Origin of the sequence: Burkholderia stagnalis, assembly GCF_039848545.1 — a bacterium.
Taxonomy (GTDB): domain Bacteria; phylum Pseudomonadota; class Gammaproteobacteria; order Burkholderiales; family Burkholderiaceae; genus Burkholderia; species Burkholderia stagnalis.
Genome location: NZ_CP156685.1, coordinates 2,740,897 through 2,758,642, shown reverse-complemented (window position 1 = coordinate 2,758,642; position 17,746 = coordinate 2,740,897). Strand labels below are relative to the sequence as shown.

The 17,746-nt window shown below is 68.7% G+C and carries 16 protein-coding genes; 11 read left to right on the top strand and 5 right to left on the bottom strand.

What is annotated here, in order from left to right:
- Positions 1-56: 56 nt before the first annotated feature.
- Both ABFO07_RS12705 and ABFO07_RS12700 read left to right on the top strand, forming a co-directional pair.
- Entirely contained in the window at positions 57-578 is a 522-nt protein-coding gene (locus ABFO07_RS12705; RefSeq protein ID WP_060291166.1) for a phospholipase D-like domain-containing protein, read from the top strand.
- A gap of 152 nt (positions 579-730) precedes the next feature.
- The gene (locus tag ABFO07_RS12700; RefSeq protein ID WP_175038331.1) at positions 731-1,381 is read left to right on the top strand and encodes a phosphoribosyltransferase; all 651 of its coding nucleotides are present in this window, start codon (positions 731-733) and stop codon (positions 1,379-1,381) included.
- 7 nt (positions 1,382-1,388) lie between these two features.
- Here ABFO07_RS12700 and phaZ read toward each other — a convergent pair whose 3' ends face one another.
- Positions 1,389-2,633 carry a polyhydroxyalkanoate depolymerase gene (gene phaZ / locus ABFO07_RS12695; RefSeq protein WP_347467413.1) on the bottom strand — a complete coding sequence of 415 codons (1,245 nt, stop codon included), beginning with the start codon at positions 2,631-2,633 and terminating at the stop codon, positions 1,389-1,391.
- A 167-nt stretch (positions 2,634-2,800) separates the two neighbouring features.
- Here phaZ and ABFO07_RS12690 point away from each other — a divergent pair, with 167 nt between their 5' ends.
- Together ABFO07_RS12690 and ABFO07_RS12685 are read left to right on the top strand one after the other, a co-directional pair.
- Complete coding sequence (locus ABFO07_RS12690; RefSeq protein ID WP_059961214.1) at positions 2,801-3,430, top strand: glutathione S-transferase family protein; 630 nt, start codon at positions 2,801-2,803, stop codon at positions 3,428-3,430.
- Between the two features lie 151 nt (positions 3,431-3,581).
- Positions 3,582-3,779 carry a hypothetical protein gene (locus ABFO07_RS12685; RefSeq protein WP_034178042.1) on the top strand — a complete coding sequence of 66 codons (198 nt, stop codon included), beginning with the start codon at positions 3,582-3,584 and terminating at the stop codon, positions 3,777-3,779.
- Positions 3,780-3,902: 123 nt separating this feature from the next.
- On the opposite strand, the gene proP is transcribed toward ABFO07_RS12685, so the two are convergent.
- Positions 3,903-5,396, bottom strand: coding sequence for a glycine betaine/L-proline transporter ProP (gene proP, locus ABFO07_RS12680; RefSeq protein WP_059810999.1), 1,494 nt, complete (start codon positions 5,394-5,396; stop codon positions 3,903-3,905).
- Between the two features lie 477 nt (positions 5,397-5,873).
- On the opposite strand from proP, the gene ABFO07_RS12675 reads away from it, so the two are divergent.
- Positions 5,874-6,206: a YnfA family protein gene (locus ABFO07_RS12675; protein WP_059885485.1), complete on the top strand. Its 333-nt coding sequence runs from the start codon at positions 5,874-5,876 to the stop codon at positions 6,204-6,206.
- Positions 6,207-6,236: 30 nt separating this feature from the next.
- Here the strand turns inward: ABFO07_RS12675 and dnaQ are convergent, their stop codons facing one another.
- Genes dnaQ through ABFO07_RS12660 form a run of 3 tightly spaced genes read right to left on the bottom strand, consistent with a single transcriptional unit; the run spans position 6,237 to position 8,250 of the window.
- A complete protein-coding gene (gene dnaQ, locus ABFO07_RS12670; protein ID WP_059566916.1) occupies positions 6,237-6,965 on the bottom strand; it encodes a DNA polymerase III subunit epsilon in 729 nt (242 codons plus the stop codon).
- Positions 6,966-6,997: 32 nt separating this feature from the next.
- Complete coding sequence (gene rnhA / locus ABFO07_RS12665; protein WP_059885489.1) at positions 6,998-7,441, bottom strand: ribonuclease HI; 444 nt, start codon at positions 7,439-7,441, stop codon at positions 6,998-7,000.
- On the bottom strand, positions 7,438-8,250 hold the full coding sequence (locus ABFO07_RS12660) for a class I SAM-dependent methyltransferase (protein WP_059566918.1): 813 nt from the start codon (positions 8,248-8,250) through the stop codon (positions 7,438-7,440). Before ABFO07_RS12660 ends, rnhA begins: the two co-directional genes overlap by 4 nt.
- Before the next feature lie 18 nt (positions 8,251-8,268).
- Between ABFO07_RS12660 and gloB the strand changes: the two genes are divergently transcribed.
- The 6 genes from gloB to carB all read left to right on the top strand — a co-directional run bounded on the left by gloB (position 8,269) and on the right by carB (position 17,686).
- Positions 8,269-9,075, top strand: a complete 807-nt coding sequence (gloB, locus tag ABFO07_RS12655; RefSeq protein WP_059811001.1) for a hydroxyacylglutathione hydrolase — start codon at positions 8,269-8,271, stop codon at positions 9,073-9,075.
- A gap of 152 nt (positions 9,076-9,227) precedes the next feature.
- Positions 9,228-10,790 (top strand): transglycosylase SLT domain-containing protein, encoded by a 1,563-nt coding sequence (locus ABFO07_RS12650; protein ID WP_059811059.1) that lies wholly within the window; start codon positions 9,228-9,230, stop codon positions 10,788-10,790.
- Positions 10,791-10,924: 134 nt separating this feature from the next.
- Positions 10,925-12,151, top strand: coding sequence for an MFS transporter (locus ABFO07_RS12645; protein ID WP_347467408.1), 1,227 nt, complete (start codon positions 10,925-10,927; stop codon positions 12,149-12,151).
- A 397-nt stretch (positions 12,152-12,548) separates the two neighbouring features.
- The gene (gene carA, locus ABFO07_RS12640) at positions 12,549-13,694 is read left to right on the top strand and encodes a glutamine-hydrolyzing carbamoyl-phosphate synthase small subunit (RefSeq protein ID WP_059891506.1); all 1,146 of its coding nucleotides are present in this window, start codon (positions 12,549-12,551) and stop codon (positions 13,692-13,694) included.
- Between the two features lie 28 nt (positions 13,695-13,722).
- Positions 13,723-14,382, top strand: a complete 660-nt coding sequence (gene leuE / locus ABFO07_RS12635; RefSeq protein WP_059566921.1) for a leucine efflux protein LeuE — start codon at positions 13,723-13,725, stop codon at positions 14,380-14,382.
- A 49-nt stretch (positions 14,383-14,431) separates the two neighbouring features.
- A complete protein-coding gene (gene carB, locus ABFO07_RS12630; protein WP_059961216.1) occupies positions 14,432-17,686 on the top strand; it encodes a carbamoyl-phosphate synthase large subunit in 3,255 nt (1,084 codons plus the stop codon).
- Positions 17,687-17,746 lie beyond the last annotated feature (60 nt).

The window sequence follows — 17,746 nt, the reverse complement described above, 5'->3', positions numbered from 1 at the left end:
GCGCCGGCGCAGCAGCCTTGAAACGTACGCTTGCCACGCGAATTGGCGTCGCTACAATGGCGCCCGCCATGAGACCTGCCGCCTTCCTGTTCGCCGCGCTGTGCTGCGCGGCAAGCGCCCACGCCACCCCGATTCCGTCCGACGCCGCGTCGGTCGGCACGTACTTTTCGTATGACAACGCAGCGGCCGACACGACCGTCGACCTGATCCGGCAGGCGGGCCGCCGCGTGCTGCTGGCCGGGTACACGCACGTGCCGCCGGCGGTGGCCGCCGCGCTGCGCGACGCGCGCTCGCGCGGCGTCGAGGTGCGGGTCGTGCTGGCGCGCCCGGCGCGCGCCGGCAAGTACAGCGGCGCGGGCTACCTGAAGGAAGCGGGCGTCGACGTCGCGATCGACACGCGGCAGGGCGCCGGCGCGCCGCGCTTCGTGATCGTCGATGACGACGTCGCGCTGACGACGCTCGCCGACGGCGCACCGGCGCACGCCGAGACGGTGAACGTGTTCCAGCGCGCGCCGGAACTCGCGCAATCCTATGCGCAGTCGTTCTGGCGGCTGTATCGGCAGGCAAGCGGGCTCTGACGCCTCCCCGAATCACGCGCGCCGGCCGTGCGCGCGCCCCGTTTACCGCGCTTGAATTGGCGCAACGCATGCACCATGCTCATTGACGTAACGCCGGCGTGATCGCGGCGCCTGCGCGACCGGGCGCCGGCGAACGGAAGGGGCGGATCGTGATGGATCGTTTCGTCGATCGCGCGGACGCGGGCCGCCAGCTCGCCGATGCGCTGCAGGCGTACGCGGGGCGCACCGACGTCGTGGTGCTGGCGCTGCCGCGCGGCGGCGTGCCGGTGGGCTATCCGGTCGCCCGCGCGCTCGGCGCGCCGCTCGACGTGCTGGTGGTGCGCAAGCTCGGCGTGCCGTACGACCCCGAACTCGCGATGGGCGCGATCGCGACCGGCGGCGCGATCTACCTGCAGCGCTCGGTGATCCAGTCGATGGGCGTGTCGGACGCGCAGCTCGCCGACGTGATCGCGCGCGAAACCGTCGAGTTGCAGCGCCGCGAGGCGCTGTATCGCGGCGCGTGGCCGGCGGCGCCGGTCGAAGGGCGCATCGCGATCGTCGTCGATGACGGCATCGCGACCGGCGCATCGATGCGCGTCGCGCTGCTCGCGCTGCGCGAGCGCCGCCCGGCCCGCGTGGTGGCGGCGGCGCCGGTCGCGCCGGCCGGCGTGCAGCGCAAGTTCGACGACCTGGCCGACGCATTCGTCGCGGTGTCGCATCCGCTGTCGTTCTTCGGGATCAGCCAGTTCTACGCGCATTTCGAGCAGACGAGCGACGACGAGGTGCGCGCGCTGCTCGACGCGGCGCGCGGCGCGCCGGCGTGACGCGGGGTCAGTGTCGCGTCGCGTGCCGGGCCTCGGCCTGCGCGAACACGGCCTGCAGCGCCGGATGCACGTCGTCGCGCCAGTGCGCGCCGATGAACAGCCCGTAGTGATCGCAATCGCCGACGTCGAGCCGGTGCCGGTCGGCGCGCGCGAGGCCGCCGCACAGCGCATGCGCGGCGTGGGTCTGCCCGGCGCCGGTGACGGTGTCGCGCGCGCCTTCGATGGTCAGCAGCGTGGTGCCGCGCAGCCCGGCCGGGTCGACCGGCACGCCGTGCACGCGCCAGTTGCCGTTCGCGAGGCACGCGCGCTGGAACACGATGTCGACGGTGTCGAGAAAGTACTCGGCCGGCATGTCGACGAGGGCGGTGTATTCGTGCAGCGCGCGCCGCGCGTCGGCCATCCCGCGCGTGTCCAGCCGGCAGGCCGCCTGCGTGTAGCGGTCGAGCAGCGACAGGAAGCGGTGCGGGTAGACGATCGAGATCTCGGCCTGCTGCAGATAGGTCGGGAACACCGCGCGGCCGTGCCCGGCGAAGCCGGCCGGCACGACGTCGATCAGGTGCCGGCGGCACCAGTCGAGCGAGTGCGACGCGGCCGCGATGCCGAGCGTGCTCGGATTGACCCGCGCGTCGAGCGGGCCGCCGATCAGCGTGACGCTGGCCGGCGGTGCGATCGCACGCCGTGCGCGCAGCGCGAGCGCGCCGAGCGCCGGAAACGTCGCCTGGCAGACGGCGACCACATGCAGCGGCCGGCCGTCGCGCGCGAGCGCATCCACGAAGCCGTCGAGCATCGTCACATATTCGTCGAGACCGAAGCGCCCCGCGGCGGGCGGCACGTCGCGCGCGTTGGTCCAGTCGGTGATGTAGACGTCGCCGTCCGCGAGCAGCGTCTCGACGGTTTCCCGCATCATCACGGCCGCGTGGCCGGCGAGCGGCGCGCACAGCAGCACCGCGCGGGTTGCGCGGCTGTCATGGGAAAACCGGCGCAGCGCGCAGAACGGCGTCTGCGCGACGACCTGCTCGGCGACGTCGTGCCGGCCGGCGTCGCCGGTGACCGGCCCGATCGGCCCGATCGGCCCGATCGCGAACGGCGGCGGGGCGGCAGCGGGCCCGAGCAGGGGTTCGAACAGGTCGGCGTACCACGCCGACGCGGCATGCGGCAGCGTCGCGGCCGGCCATGCGTCGAACGCGGACCGGGTCGCCGCGTGCCACGCGCGCAGCCATTGGCGCTGCTGTTCGACGAGGGCATACCACATGGCGGACCTTCCGGTGGCGATGGGCGAACCTGCATTATGGTCACTGTTGCCGCGCGGCGGGGGCCGCGTTTGTACCCGGTTGCCGGCGACGGCCGTGCGCCGCTAGGCGCGTGCCGCGGGCGCTGCTACAGTCGTCGATCCCGTCCCCTCGAGCGGAGTGACTTGCGATGAAACTGATCGGCATGCTGGATTCCCCGTTCGTGCGCCGCGCCGCGATCTCGGCGAAGCTGCTCGACCTGCCGTTCGAACACCAGTCGGTGTCGGTGTTCCGGCATTTCGACGCGTTCAAGGCGATCAGCCCGGTCGTCAAGGCGCCGACGCTCGTCACCGACAGCGGCGCGACGCTGCTCGATTCATCCCTGATCGTCGACTATCTCGACCACCTGGTCGAACCCGAGCGCCGCCTGCTGCCCGAGGCGCCCGACGCGCGGCTGCGCGCGCTGGTGCCGATCGGCCTTGCGCTGGCGGCAGCGGAGAAGTCGGTGCAGGTGATCTACGAGTTCAGCCAGCGCCCGGCCGACAAGCAGCACCAGCCGTGGCTCGAGCGCTTGCTGGGCCAGCTCGAGGCCGCGTACGGCGAACTGGAGACGTGCGTCGCGGGCGCGGACGGCTGGCTCGGCGGCGCGCGCGTGATGCAGGCCGACGTGACGGTCGCGGTGGCATGGCGTTTCACGCAGTTCGTCGCGGCCGACGTCCCGGCGCTCACCCGCATCGATCCGGCCCGCTATCCGGCGCTCGCCGCGCATTCGGCGCGCGCGGAGGCGCTGCCGGCGTTCGTCGAGACGCCGCTCGTGTAAGCGGATCCGGCGCGCAACGGGTGCTTGCCGGCGAGTGCCGCGCCGATTGTTTTCCGTAGCCGACAAGTGACTTCGCTTCCACGCGATTTATCCGCGCGTCGGCCATCCCTAGAATTCACTCCATCGCATACCGCCTTGCCTGATGGAGCCGATGATGAAAGCCCTGATCGAATCGAGCCTGTACCACCCGTCGGTCGTGCTGCCGCTGGCGGCGCTGACGCAGCTGATGGTCGAGCGCGATTTCAATCTCGGCCAGGTCGGCCTGATCGTCGCCGCGCGCGGCGCGCAGGCGGCGGTGTCGCGCTCGCGCGCGCTGATCTTCTGCCGTCATTGCGGCGAGCACGCATGAGCACGACGCAGCGGCAAGGATGAAAAAACGCCCGGCCGGCGCGAGCCGGTCGGGCGTGCGGGCCGGGCAACCGGCCGTGCGATCGGGCCCCGGCAATGCCGGGGCCTTTCGTTTGCGGGGCGCTTACGCGCGCGCGGTGGCGGCGACCGCGTACAGGTCGGCGCCGGTTTCGTCCTCCTCGCGCAGCTTGCGCGCGAGCTGGTGCGCCTCGCGGCGCGTCGCGACGGCCGGCGGCGAGCCCTTCAGCGGCTGGCGGGCCGTCTCGGCGAGCGCGACGACCGACACGATGCCGATCACGGCCGCGCCCATCATGTAGTACGCGGGCATCATCAGGTTGCCGGTCGTGTCGACGAGCCACGCGGTGACGAGCGGCGTCGTGCCGCCGAACAGCGACACCGACACGTTGAAGCCGATCGCGAGCGCGCCGTAGCGGATCTCGGTCGGGAACAGCGCCGGCAGCGCGGACGGCATCACGCCGGTGAAGCACGACAGCAGCACGCCGAGCACGAGCAGGCCGCCGAACACGGACGCGGTGGTGCCCGCGTGGATCAGCATCATCGACGGGATCGACAGCACCAGCAGGCCGACGCAGCCGGCGAGCATCACCGGCTTGCGGCCGACCTTGTCGGACAGGCGGCCGGCGGCGAGCGTCAGCGGCATCATCAGCACCATCACGAGCAGCACCAGCACGAGGCTGTGCGATTCGTCGAAGTGCAGCGTCGACGACATGAAGCTCGGCAGGTACGACAGCACCATGTAGTCGGTGACGTTGAAGATCAGCACGAGGCCGACGCACAGCAGCAGCGCGCGCCAGTTGCGCATCAGCGTGTCGCGGAAGCGCGCCTTCGGCACGGCCTTGTCCTGCGCTTCGCGTGCTTCGGCCTGACGCTTGAACGCGGGCGTTTCCTCCAGCTTCATCCGGATGTAGAGGCCGATCAGGCCGAGCGGGCCCGCGATCAGGAACGGCACGCGCCAGCCCCACGAGAGCAGCGCCTCCTGCGACAGCGATGCGGTCAGCAGCGCGACCACGCCGGCGCCCATCACATAGCCGATCAGCGTGCCGAACTCGAGGAAGCTGCCCATGAAGCCGCGGCGCTTGTCGGTCGAGAATTCGGCGATGAAGGTGGCCGCGCCGCCGTATTCGCCGCCGGTCGAGAAGCCCTGCACGAGGCGCGCGACGAGCAGCAGCACGGGCGCCATGATGCCGATCGATGCGTAGCTCGGGATCAGGCCGATCGCGAAGGTGCCGACGGCCATCATGATCATCGTCATCGCGAGCACGCGCTGGCGGCCGATGCGGTCGCCGAGCGGGCCGAACACCATGCCGCCGAGCGGGCGTACGAGGAACGCGGCCGCGAACGTGCCGAAGGTGGCGAGCAGCTGCGCGGACGGGCTGCTGGACGGGAAGAACACCTTGCCGAGCGTGACGGCGATGTAGCTGTAGACGCCGAAGTCGAACCATTCCATCGCATTGCCGATGGCCATCGCGCTGACGGCGCGCTTGAGCAGGCCCTGGTCGACGACGGTAATGTCGTCCGCGGCGAGCGGGGCCTCGCCGGACGACGAAGCGGAAGAAGAGACAGCGGTCGGGCTGACGTGTGTTGCGGTCAAGGTCATGCACTCCTTTGACTGCGCCGGAACGGGCGGGCCGTCCGACACGGTTTGCCGGCGAGCGCGATATCGCACGCGGCGCGTCGGGGCAGGCCATTAAGCGCTTACTGCGAAAAAGGGACTGCTTCGACGCGGGCCCGATGGGCCGTCGCGACAGGCGCTCATGAAGAAAGGGCCGCGTGATGCGTGTGCGGCAGACGCCCCGGAAGGGCGACGAAACGAGAAAAACGGGCCGCTCGGGCACGCTTTCCTGTGGATGCGATTCTGGTCGAAGCCACGCGCCGCAAGCGGCGGACGGACTTCTCTCAAAATCGAAATGACAGAGATTGAATGTTGAAACAGGCGACATGATAGCACGATGCGCGATGATCGTGCAAATTGCCGCGAAACACCCGTCCGGCGGGGTGCCCTCGGGTATGATCGGCGGCGCGCGGCGGGGCCGCGCGGGCCCCGCCAGGCGGGCCGAAACGACGAGGATTGGAGATGCCTGAACTGATGAAAGTCGCGGCGCTTTTTGCCGCCACCGCGCTGGCCGAAATCGTCGGCTGCTACCTGCCGTGGCTCGTGCTGAAGGCGGGCCGGCCGGTCTGGCTGCTGGCGCCCGCCGCGCTGTCGCTCGCGCTGTTCGCGTGGCTGCTGACGCTGCATCCGAGTGCGGCGGGGCGCACCTATGCGGCGTACGGCGGCATGTATATCGCGGTCGCGCTGGCGTGGCTGCGTGCGGTCGATGGGGTCGCGCTGACCCGCTGGGACACGGCCGGCGCGGCGCTCGCGCTGGCCGGGATGGCGGTCATCGCGCTGCAGCCGCGCGGGTGAGCGCGCGGCCGCGGCGCGGCGGAGGGTGGATTACGACGCTTCGCCGGCTGCTGCCGTCTGGCGCCACACGCAGGTGCCCTTGACCGACTTGTCGAGCGCATCGAGCTGCGCCTGGTGCTCGGCGAGCTCGTCGTCGCTCGCGGCCAGCACCTGCAGGTCGAGCGACGCGAGCGCGACCCGCTGGCCGTTCGCCGCGCCGCCGTGGGCCGCATCGTCGTCGAGCATGTCGATCACGAGGCTGTCCTGGCCGCGCGTCATCGCGAGATACACCTCGGCGAGCAGCTCCGAGTCGAGCAGTGCGCCGTGCAGCGTGCGGTGCGCGTTGCTGATGCCGAAGCGGTCGCACAGTGCGTCGAGCGAGTTGCGCTTGCCGGGGAACATCTGCTTGGCCTGCACGAGCGTGTCGATCACGCCCCCGCAATGCTCGGTGAACGGCGGCAGGCCGAGACGCGCGAATTCGGCGTCGAGGAAGCCGAGGTCGAACGGCGCGTTGTGGATGATCAGCTCGGCGTCCTTCACGAAGTCGCGGATCTGGTCGGCGACCTCCGCGAACTTCGGCTTGTCGCTGAGGAATTCGGTCGTGAGGCCGTGCACCGCCAGCGCGCCCGGATCGCTGTCGCGCTCGGGGTTCACGTAGAAGTGCAGGTTGTTGCCGGTGAGCCGCCGGTTCAGCAGCTCGACGCAGCCGATTTCGATGAGGCGGTCGCCCGTGCGGGCGTTCAGGCCGGTGGTTTCGGTATCGAGAATGATCTGGCGCATGTCGGGAAAAAACAGGGGAAACGGGGCGGCGCTCAGGCCGCGAGGGATTCGACGCCGCGGTTCGCGAGCGCATCCGCGCGCTCGTTCTCCGGGTGGCCGGCGTGGCCCTTGACCCAGCGCCATTCGACCTGGTGCTGCGCGACGAGCGCGTCGAGCCGCTTCCAGAGGTCGGCGTTCTTCACGGGCGTCTTGGATGCGGTGACCCAGCCTTTCTTCTTCCAGCCGTGGATCCACTCGCTGATGCCTTTCTGCACGTATTGCGAATCGGTGTGCACGATCACGTTGCACTCGCGCTTCAGCGCCTCGAGCGCGGCGATCACGGCCATCAGCTCCATGCGGTTGTTGGTCGTGTTCGGCTCGCCGCCGAACATTTCCTTCTCGCGGTCGCCGTAGCGCAGCAGCGCGCCCCAGCCGCCGGGGCCCGGGTTGCCCTTGCAGGCGCCGTCGGTATAGATGTCGATGGTATCGGTCGTCATGAATGTTCGTGATGGGTGGTCGGGGAGGCCGCCGGCGTGAGGCCCGGCGCGAGCACGGGCTTCTTCATCCGGATCGGGCCGACGAGGCGCATGCCGCGCACGCGCTTGACGGCCGTCACCATGTAGACGGCGCCGAAGATCGGCCACCAGCGGTCGCCCGCGGCTTCCATGAAGCCGTAGCGGGCGAGCCATTGATCGGAGGCGAGCGGCGGCCGGTAGCAGCCGAAGCGGCCGCGTTCGAGGTCGAAGCCGAGCAGCTTGATCCAGTCCTTCAGCCGGATGAACGCGATCTGGTCGCGTGCGGCCGGCACGAACGGCCGGTTCGCCATCTTGCCGAACGACTGCCGCATGCCCCACAGGCTGAGCGAGTTGAAGCCGGTGATCACGAGCTGGCCCTCCGGCATCAGCACGCGCTCGGCCTCGCGCAGCAGGCGGTGCGGGTCGGACGTGAATTCGAGCGTGTGCGGCATCACGATCAGGTCGACGCTCTGCGATTCGAACGGCAGGTCGAGCAGGTCGCACCAGGTGGTGCTGCGGCCGGCCGGCGCATGCTCGGGCGCGTGCGCTTCGCGTGCCCACGGATATTGATAGGGCGCGCTCGCGCCGCTCGCCGGGTCGAGCACGAGGCCGCGGTACGGCATGCGGTTCTCGCGCAGCGCGTCGAGTTGCGGCAGGCCGAGCTGCAGCGCATGGAAGCCGAACACGTCGGACACGACGCGGTCGAGCTGCGCCTGTTCCCAGCCCAGCACGTAGCGGCCGGGCGGCGAGTCGGTCCAGGCGGGCCAGTCTATAATTTGTCGGTCAGACATAGCGATGATTGCGCGCCCATGAACGAGCTGAAATACGTGCCGGTACCGGCATTCGAGGACAACTACATCTGGCTCGTGTCGGACGGCAGCGAAGCCATCGCCGTCGATCCGGGCGAAGCCGCCCCGGTGCGCCGCGCGCTCTCCGAAAGAGGCTGGCGGTTGACCGCTATTTTACTCACCCATCACCATGCCGACCATGTCGGCGGTGTCGCGGATCTCATCGCCAGCCAACCGGACGAGGCGCCGCTTGCCGTCTACGGCCCGGCCGGCGAGGCGATCGACGTGGTCACGCACCCGCTCGCGGGCGGCGACCGCGTGACGCTTGCGGCGCCCGCGCTCACGTTCGACGTGCTCGACGTGCCCGGCCATACGCGCGGCCACATTGCCTTTTTTCAATCGGCTGGAAACGGTGCCGCCGCACCGCACGTGTTCTGCGGCGACACGCTGTTCTCATGCGGCTGCGGCCGCCTGTTCGAAGGCACGCCCGCGCAGATGCTCGCGTCGCTCGACGCGCTCGCGGCGCTGCCCGGCGACACGCACGTGCATTGCGCACACGAATACACGCTGTCCAACATCCGCTTCGCGCTGGCGTGCGAACCCGGCAACGCGGCGCTCGCCGCGTGGCGCGACGAGGCCACCGCGCGCCGCGCTCGCGGGGTGCCGACGCTGCCGACGACGATCGCGCACGAGCGGGCGGTGAATCCGTTCATGCGCGCCGACAGCGCGGCGATTCACGCGACGCTCGAAGCCGAGCTGCATGAAACGGTGCCGGATCGGCTCACGGCATTCAAATTGCTACGGGAGTGGAAGAACCGCTTCCGATAAAAGTTTTCCGGAGGACTCCAAAGCTCATCCGGAATCTGTAAAAATTGCCCCAAATATCAGATTTCGCTGAGTTTTCGGTGTTTTTATTGACGTGAAGCGTGCACTTCCGTAGTATCGCCTGCAATTTCCAGCTGTCGGACGCCGAGATTTTCATGCGACTTCTATTGAGCGCGATGCTGGTCCTGCTGCTCGCCGCGTGTGCGAGCCAGGGGCCTGTCGCCAATTCCGCCGCCGATTCCCAGGCGGCATCCACCTACCTCCGCAAATCAGCCACCGCCAAAGAAACCGTCGACGTCGACAAGCAATCGGTCGGCGATCTGACCAGCGCCGACTCCGATCTGTGGGCGCGCATCCGCCGCGGTTTCCAGATGCCCGACCTGCAGACCGACCTCGTCGACATGCAGACCACCTGGTATACGCAGCGCCCGGATTACGTGCAGCGCATGACCGAGCGTTCGCAGAAGTACCTGTATCACATCGTCGAGGAGCTCGAGTCGCGCCACATGCCGACCGAGCTTGCGCTGCTGCCGTTCATCGAGTCCGCGTTCAACCCGCAGGCACTGTCGGTCGCGAAGGCGGCCGGCATGTGGCAGTTCATGCCGGGCACCGGCCGCACGTACAACCTGAAGCGCAACATGTGGCAGGACGAGCGGCGCGACGTGCTCGCATCGACGAGCGCGGCGCTCGACTACCTGTCGCGCCTGCATGACATGTTCGGCGACTGGTATCTCGCGCTGGCCGCGTACAACTGGGGCGAGGGCAACGTGCAGCGCGCGATCGCCCGCAACCAGGCGGCCGGCCTGCCGACCGACTACCTGAGCCTGCGGATGCCGAACGAGACCCGCAACTACGTGCCGAAGCTGCAGGCGGTGAAGAACATCATCGCGAATCCGAAGCAGTACGGCCTGTCGCTGCCGGACATCCCGAACCACCCGTATTTCGTGACGGTCACGACGTCGCGCGACATCGACGTGTCGGTCGCCGCGAAGCTCGCGAACCTGCCGCTCGACGAATTCAAGTCGCTCAACCCGTCGTTCGCGAAGCCGGTGATCCTCGGCGCGACCGAGCCGCAGATCCTGCTGCCGTTCGACAACGCGGCGGCGTTCGAGAAGGGCCTGAAGTCGTACAGCGGCGCGCTGTCGTCGTGGACCACCTACACGGTCAGCGAGCGCGCGCGCCCGGCGGCGATCGCCGAGAAGATCGGCGTCGACGCGGACACGCTGATGTCGGTGAACAAGATCCCGGCCGGCATGCGCCTGAAGCCGGGCTCGACGATCGTCGTGCCGCGCGCCGACGACGATGACGAGGACATCAGCGCGGACGTCGCGGAAAACGGCGCGCTGGCGATGGAGCCGGACGTGCCCGACACGCGCAAGATGCTGATCCGCGTGCGCCGCAAGCAGTCGATGGCGGCGCTCGCGGGCCGCTACGGCGTGTCGGTCGGCCAGCTGAAGGCGTGGAACCGCACCCATCGCGATCTCGTGATGCCGGGCCAGGCGCTGGTGCTGCACGTGCCGGTCGGGCGCTCGGTGCCGGCGGAGCCGGGGCCGGAGCGGATCGCGACGTCGGCCGGCGGCGCGCACATCGAGCGCGCGAGCCTGTCCACCGGCGGCAAGTCCGCGCGCGGCGCGAAGCGGGGCGCCGCGAAGCCGGCGGCGAAGGCGAAGGCCGCGCCGGCAAAGGCTGCCACGACGCACAAGGGCAAGAAGAAGTAAGCAGGCCGGGCCGCCGTCGAGCGGCTACCCGCGACGCCCGGATGCTTTATCATCCGACGAAACGCCGTCACCGAGGTGACGGCGTTTTCGTTTGTGCGCGGCGCGTGGGCCGCGCGATGCCGCAAGGAGAGGTCATGTCGCTGGCGCAGGTGAGGGTGCTCGGTCTGTTCGCGCTCGGGTATTTCGTGTCGTATGTGTTTCGCGGCGTCAATCTCGGCTTCGCGCCGTTCGTCACGCACGAACTCGGGCTGTCGGCCGCCGATCTCGGCCTGCTCACCAGTCTCTATTTCCTCGGCTTCGCGGGCGCGCAGATCCCGGCCGGCGTGCTGCTCGACCATTACGGCCCGCGCCGCGTGACGGCCGGGACGCTGCTGTTCGCCGCGGCGGGCGCCGCGCTGTTCGGCACCGCGCACGGGCTCGGCACGATGATGGCCGGCCGGCTGCTGATCGGCGTCGGCGTGTCGGTGTGTCTCGGCGCCGCGTTCAAGGCGCTCGCGCAGCACTTTCCGGTCGGCCGGCTGCCGCTCGTCAATGGCCTCGTGATGGCAGTCGGCGGGCTCGGCGGCGTCGCGGTCGGTTCGCCGCTCGCGTGGCTGCTCGACTGGACGAGCTGGCGCGCGATATGCGGCGGGCTGGCGGTGATGACGGTCGTCGTCGCGGCCGCGATCGGCTTCGGCGCGCCCGACGCGCCGCAGGCGCGGCACCAGGGCGGCCTCGTCAGCCAGTTCAAGGGCACATGGCATATCCTCGCCAGCGGCGCGTTCTGGAAGATCGCATCGTTCTCGGTCGTCACGCAGGGCGTGTTCTATGCGATGCAGTCGCTGTGGGTCGGGCCGTACCTGCGCGACGTCGGCGGGTTCGACGCGTCGCACGCCGCGCGCCTAGTGTCGGTGCTCGGCTTCGCGATGATGGGCGGCTGCGTCGGGTTCGGCGCCGCCGCGCGGGCGCTGGAGCGGCGCGGCGTGTCGGTGTACGCGTTCTGTGGCGTCGGGATGGCGCTGTTCGTCGCGACCCAGGCCGCGATCGTCGCGCGCGTGCCGCTGCCGGCGGGCGTGCTGTGGGCGGCATACGGGATGTTCGGCGGGGTCGGCATCCTGACCTACGCGGTAATGGCCGGGCATTTTCCGGCGCACCTGATCGGCCGCGCGAACACGACGCTCACGCTCGTGATCTTCGTGCTGATCTTCGCGTTCCAGATCGGCGTCGGCGCGGTGCTGTCGCATTGGCCGGCGGTTGACGGCCGCTATCCGGCCGACGCGCACCTGGCTGCCTGGGGCATGCTGCTGGCGCTGCAGCTCGCAAGCGCGGTGTGGTACGCGTGGCCGTCGCGGGTGCCCGCTACTGGTCAAGCGAGCCGATAGCGGGGTACGCTGGAGCGTGGGGCGGCCGCGGAAACGGGGCTGCAACATCGGCGGCGCATGCCGCCGGGCCGGCTCCTGTTGGCTGGAAGGGGCTGATTCGCCGTGCCTCGTCGATTGAATGAGCCGTCTTATCAATTGAAAATGAGGCCATTTTCAGGCTATAATTTGAAAGTTTGTGCTGATCAACCTCGCACCCTAGCGCCTACCTCATTCATCCCGTTCATCCGCCGCACGCCGCCAGCCGGGCGACGCCGCGAAGCCTCGTGCGCCACGCGCCGGGTTCGCGTCTCGACAGCGCAGGCCGCGTCCCGCGAGCGACCGCGCGCGCCTACGCAGCGCGGCGCTCGCGCGGCAGGGTAAACAGGTCGGCAGCAGGGTGTTCCCCAAGGAGCCTCCCGTGTTGCCGTCTTTTTCTCCCGCTTTGCTCGCACTCGCCGACGGCACGGTCTTTCGTGGTTATTCGATCGGGGCCGAAGGCCATACGATCGGCGAAGTCGTGTTCAATACCGCGATCACCGGCTATCAGGAAATCCTGACTGATCCGAGCTACGCGCGACAGATCGTCACGCTCACCTATCCGCATATCGGCAACGTCGGCGTGAACGCCGAAGACGTCGAAGCCACGAAAGTCCATGCCGCCGGCCTGATCATCCGCGATCTGCCGACGCTCGCGTCGAACTTCCGCATGGATCGCACGCTCGGCGATTACCTGCGCGACGAAGGCGTCGTTGCAATCGCCGGCATCGATACCCGCAAGCTCACCCGCATCCTGCGCGACAAGGGCGCGCAGAACGGCTGCATTCTCGCCGGCTCGGACGACGAGGCGAAGGCGATCGAGCTCGCGCGCTCGTTCCCGGGCCTCGCCGGCATGGATCTCGCGAAGGTCGTGTCGACCACCAAGCCGTTCGAGTGGAAGCAGACGGAATGGCGCCTCGGCAGCGGCTACGGGATGCAGGAAGCGCCGAAGTACCGCGTCGTCGCCTACGATTTCGGCGTCAAGTACAACATCCTGCGCATGCTCGCCGAGCGCGGCTGCCAGGTGACGGTGCTGCCGGCGCAGGCGAGTGCGGCCGAAGCGCTCGCGCTGAATCCGGACGGCGTCTTCCTGTCGAACGGCCCCGGCGATCCGGAGCCGTGCGACTACGCGATCGCGGCCGCGAAGGAATTCATCGAGCGCGGCGTGCCGACCTTCGGCATCTGCCTCGGCCACCAGATCATGGGCCTCGCGGTCGGCGCGAAGACGCTCAAGATGAAGACGGGCCACCACGGCGCGAACCACCCGGTCAAGGATCTCGGCGACGGCCGCGTGGTGATCACGTCGCAGAACCACGGCTTCGCGGTCGACGCCGATTCGCTGCCGGCCAACGCGCGCGTGACGCACGTGTCGCTGTTCGACGGCACGCTGCAGGGCTTCGAGCTGACCGACAAGCCGGCCTTCTGCTTCCAGGGTCACCCGGAAGCATCGCCGGGCCCGCACGACATCGGCTATCTGTTCGATCGCTTCACCGCGCTGATGGACGCGGCGAAGCAGCGCAGCGCGTAAGCTCACCCAGGCGCAGGAGGCTCGCATCATGTTCGGTCACGCACTCGGCATCACGGATCTCTGGACCTACGTGTTCGGAGTGATCTTCATCATCCTGCTGCCGGGGCCGAACTCGATGTACGTGCTGTCGCTCGCGGCGCAGCGCGGCGTGAAGGCCGGCTATCGCGCGGCCTGCGGCGTGTTCGTCGGCGACACCGTGCTGATGGTGCTGTCCGCGGCCGGCGTCGCGTCGCTGCTGAAGGCGAACCCGCTGCTGTTCTCGGTCGTCAAGTACGGCGGCGCCGCGTATCTGCTCTACATCGGCGCCGGCATGCTGCGCGGCGCGTGGCGCAAGCTGCGCGCGCCGGCCGGCGCGGCTGTCGAAGCGCCGCCCGCGGTCGACGGCGAGCGCCCGTTCCGCAAGGCGCTGCTCGTGAGCCTCCTGAATCCGAAAGCGATCCTGTTCTTCATCTCGTTCTTCATCCAGTTCGTCGACCCGGCGTTCCCGCATCCCGCGCTGCCGTTCTTCGTGCTCGGGGCGATCGCGCAGTGCGCGAGCTTCCTGTACCTGAGCACGCTGATCTTCGCGGGTGCGCGGCTCGCCGAGCATTTCCGCCGCCGCCGCAGGCTCGCGGCGGGTGCGGCGAGCAGCGTGGGCGGGCTGTTCATCGGCTTCTCGGTGAAGCTCGCGCTCGCCACCATGGGCTGAGCGCAGCCGGCCGCCCCACGACAACGATTACTTATTGAATTTTCAAGCCATGCCAAAACGCACAGACATCAACAGCATCCTCATCATCGGCGCCGGCCCGATCATCATCGGCCAGGCGTGCGAGTTCGACTATTCGGGCGCGCAGGCATGCAAGGCGCTGCGTGAGGAGGGCTACAAGGTCGTCCTCGTCAACAGCAACCCGGCGACGATCATGACCGACCCGAACACGGCCGACGTCACCTACATCGAGCCGATCACGTGGGAAGTCGTCGCGCGCATCATCGAGAAGGAGCGCCCGGACGCGATCCTGCCGACGATGGGCGGCCAGACCGCGCTGAACTGCGCGCTCGACCTGCACCACCACGGCGTGCTCGAGAAGTTCGGCGTCGAGCTGATCGGCGCGTCGCCGGAAGCGATCGACAAGGCGGAAGACCGCCAGAAGTTCAAGGAAGCGATGACCAAGATCGGTCTCGGCTCCGCGAAGTCGGGCATCGCGCACTCGATGGAAGAGGCGACCAAGGTGCACGCCGAGATCATGGCGGAGACGGGCGGCAGCGGCTACCCGGTCGTGATCCGTCCGTCGTTCACGCTCGGCGGCTCGGGCGGCGGCATCGCGTACAACCGCGAGGAATTCGAGGAAATCTGCAAGCGCGGTCTCGATCTTTCGCCCACGCGCGAGCTGCTGATCGAAGAGTCGCTGCTCGGCTGGAAGGAATACGAGATGGAAGTCGTGCGCGACCGCGCCGACAACTGCATCATCGTCTGCTCGATCGAGAACCTCGACCCGATGGGCGTGCACACGGGCGACTCGATCACGGTCGCGCCGGCGCAGACGCTCACCGACAAGGAATACCAGATCCTGCGCAACGCATCGCTCGCGGTGCTGCGCGAGATCGGCGTCGACACGGGCGGCTCGAACGTGCAGTTCTCGATCAACCCGAAGGACGGCCGCATGGTCGTCATCGAGATGAACCCGCGCGTGTCGCGTTCGTCGGCGCTCGCGTCGAAGGCGACCGGCTTCCCGATCGCGAAGGTCGCGGCGAAGCTGGCGGTCGGCTATACGCTCGACGAGCTGAAGAACGAGATCACCGGCGGCCAGACCCCGGCGTCGTTCGAGCCGACGATCGACTACGTCGTCACGAAGATCCCGCGCTTCGCGTTCGAGAAGTTCCGCGAAGCCGATTCGCGCCTGACCACGCAGATGAAGTCGGTCGGCGAGGTGATGGCGATCGGCCGCACGTTCCAGGAATCGTTCCAGAAGGCGCTGCGCGGCCTCGAAGTCGGCGTCGACGGTCTCGACGAGAAGTCGACCGACCGCGACGAGATCGCGATCGAGATCCACGAGCCGGGCCCGGACCGCATCTGGTACGTCGGCGACGCGTTCCGCATCGGCATGACGGCCGAGGAGATCTTCGCGGAAACCGCGATCGACCCGTGGTTCCTCGCGCAGATCGAGCAGATCATCAACAAGGAAAAGGCGCTCGCGGGCCGCACGCTCGCGTCGCTCACGTTCGACGAGCTGCGCTACCTGAAGCAGAGCGGCTTTTCCGACCGCCGCCTCGCGAAGCTGCTCGGCGCGACGCCGGCCGACGTGCGCGCGCGTCGTCTCGAGCTGAACGTGCGCCCGGTCTACAAGCGCGTCGACACCTGCGCGGCCGAGTTCGCGACCAAGACGGCCTACATGTACTCGACCTACGAGGAAGAGTGCGAGGCGCAGCCGACCACCAACAAGAAGATCATGGTGCTGGGCGGCGGCCCGAACCGGATCGGCCAGGGCATCGAGTTCGACTACTGCTGCGTGCACGCGGCGCTCGCGATGCGCGAGGACGGCTACGAAACGATCATGGTCAACTGCAACCCGGAAACGGTGTCGACCGACTATGACACGTCCGACCGCCTGTACTTCGAGCCGCTGACGCTCGAAGACGTGCTCGAGATCGTCGACAAGGAAAAGCCGGTCGGCGTGATCGTCCAGTACGGCGGCCAGACGCCGCTGAAGCTCGCGCTCGACCTCGAGGCGCACGGCGTGCCGATCGTCGGCACGTCGCCGGACATGATCGACGCCGCGGAAGACCGCGAGCGCTTCCAGAAGCTGCTGCAGGATCTCGGCCTGCGCCAGCCGCCGAACCGCACCGCGCGCGCGGAAGACGAAGCGCTCGCGCTGGCGGCCGAAATCGGCTACCCGCTCGTCGTGCGTCCGTCGTACGTGCTGGGCGGCCGCGCGATGGAAATCGTCCACGAGCCGCGCGACCTCGAGCGCTACATGCGCGAGGCCGTGAAGGTGTCGAACGATTCGCCGGTGCTGCTCGACCGCTTCCTGAACGACGCGATCGAGTGCGACGTCGACTGCATCTGCGACGGCGACGCCGTGTTCATCGGCGGCGTGATGGAGCACATCGAGCAGGCGGGCGTCCACTCGGGCGACTCGGCATGCTCGCTGCCGCCGTACTCGCTGTCGAAGGAAACCGTGGCCGAGCTGAAGCGCCAGACGGGCGCGATGGCGAAGGCGCTGAACGTGGTCGGCCTGATGAACGTGCAGTTCGCGATCCAGCAGGTGCCGCAGGCGGACGGCTCGAAGCAGGACATCATCTACGTGCTGGAAGTGAACCCGCGCGCATCGCGCACGGTGCCGTACGTGTCGAAGGCGACCAGCCTGCCGCTCGCGAAGATCGCGGCGCGCGCGATGGTCGGCCAGAAGCTCGCGCAGCAGGGCGTGACGAAGGAAGTCGAGCCGCCGTACTTCAGCGTGAAGGAAGCGGTGTTCCCGTTCGTGAAGTTCCCGACCGTCGACCCGGTGCTCGGGCCGGAAATGCGTTCGACCGGCGAAGTGATGGGTGTCGGCCAGACGTTCGGCGAGGCGCTGTTCAAGTCGCAGCTTGCGGCAGGTTCCCGCCTGCCGGAGTCGGGCACGGTGCTGCTGACCGTGATGGACGCGGACAAGCCGAAGGCCGTCGAAGTCGCGCGCATGCTGCACGACCTCGGCTACCCGATCGTCGCGACCAAGGGCACGGCTGCCGCGATCGAAGCGGCCGGCGTGCCGGTGAAGGTCGTCAACAAGGTGAAGGACGGCCGTCCGCACATCGTCGACATGATCAAGAACGGCGAAATCGCGCTCGTCTTCACGACGGTCGACGAGACCCGCCAGGCGATCGCCGATTCGCGTTCGATCCGCATGAGCGCGCAGGCGCACAAGGTCACGTACTACACGACGATGTCGGGCGCGCGCGCGGCCGTCGAAGGCTTGCGCTATCTGAAGAACCTGGAAGTCTATGATTTACAAGGTCTTCACGCTCGCCTAAACTAAGCAGTCAGTTACCTGTCGAAGCATCACGTGCCGCGATTAAGCGGCGTTCCCGGCCAGCCG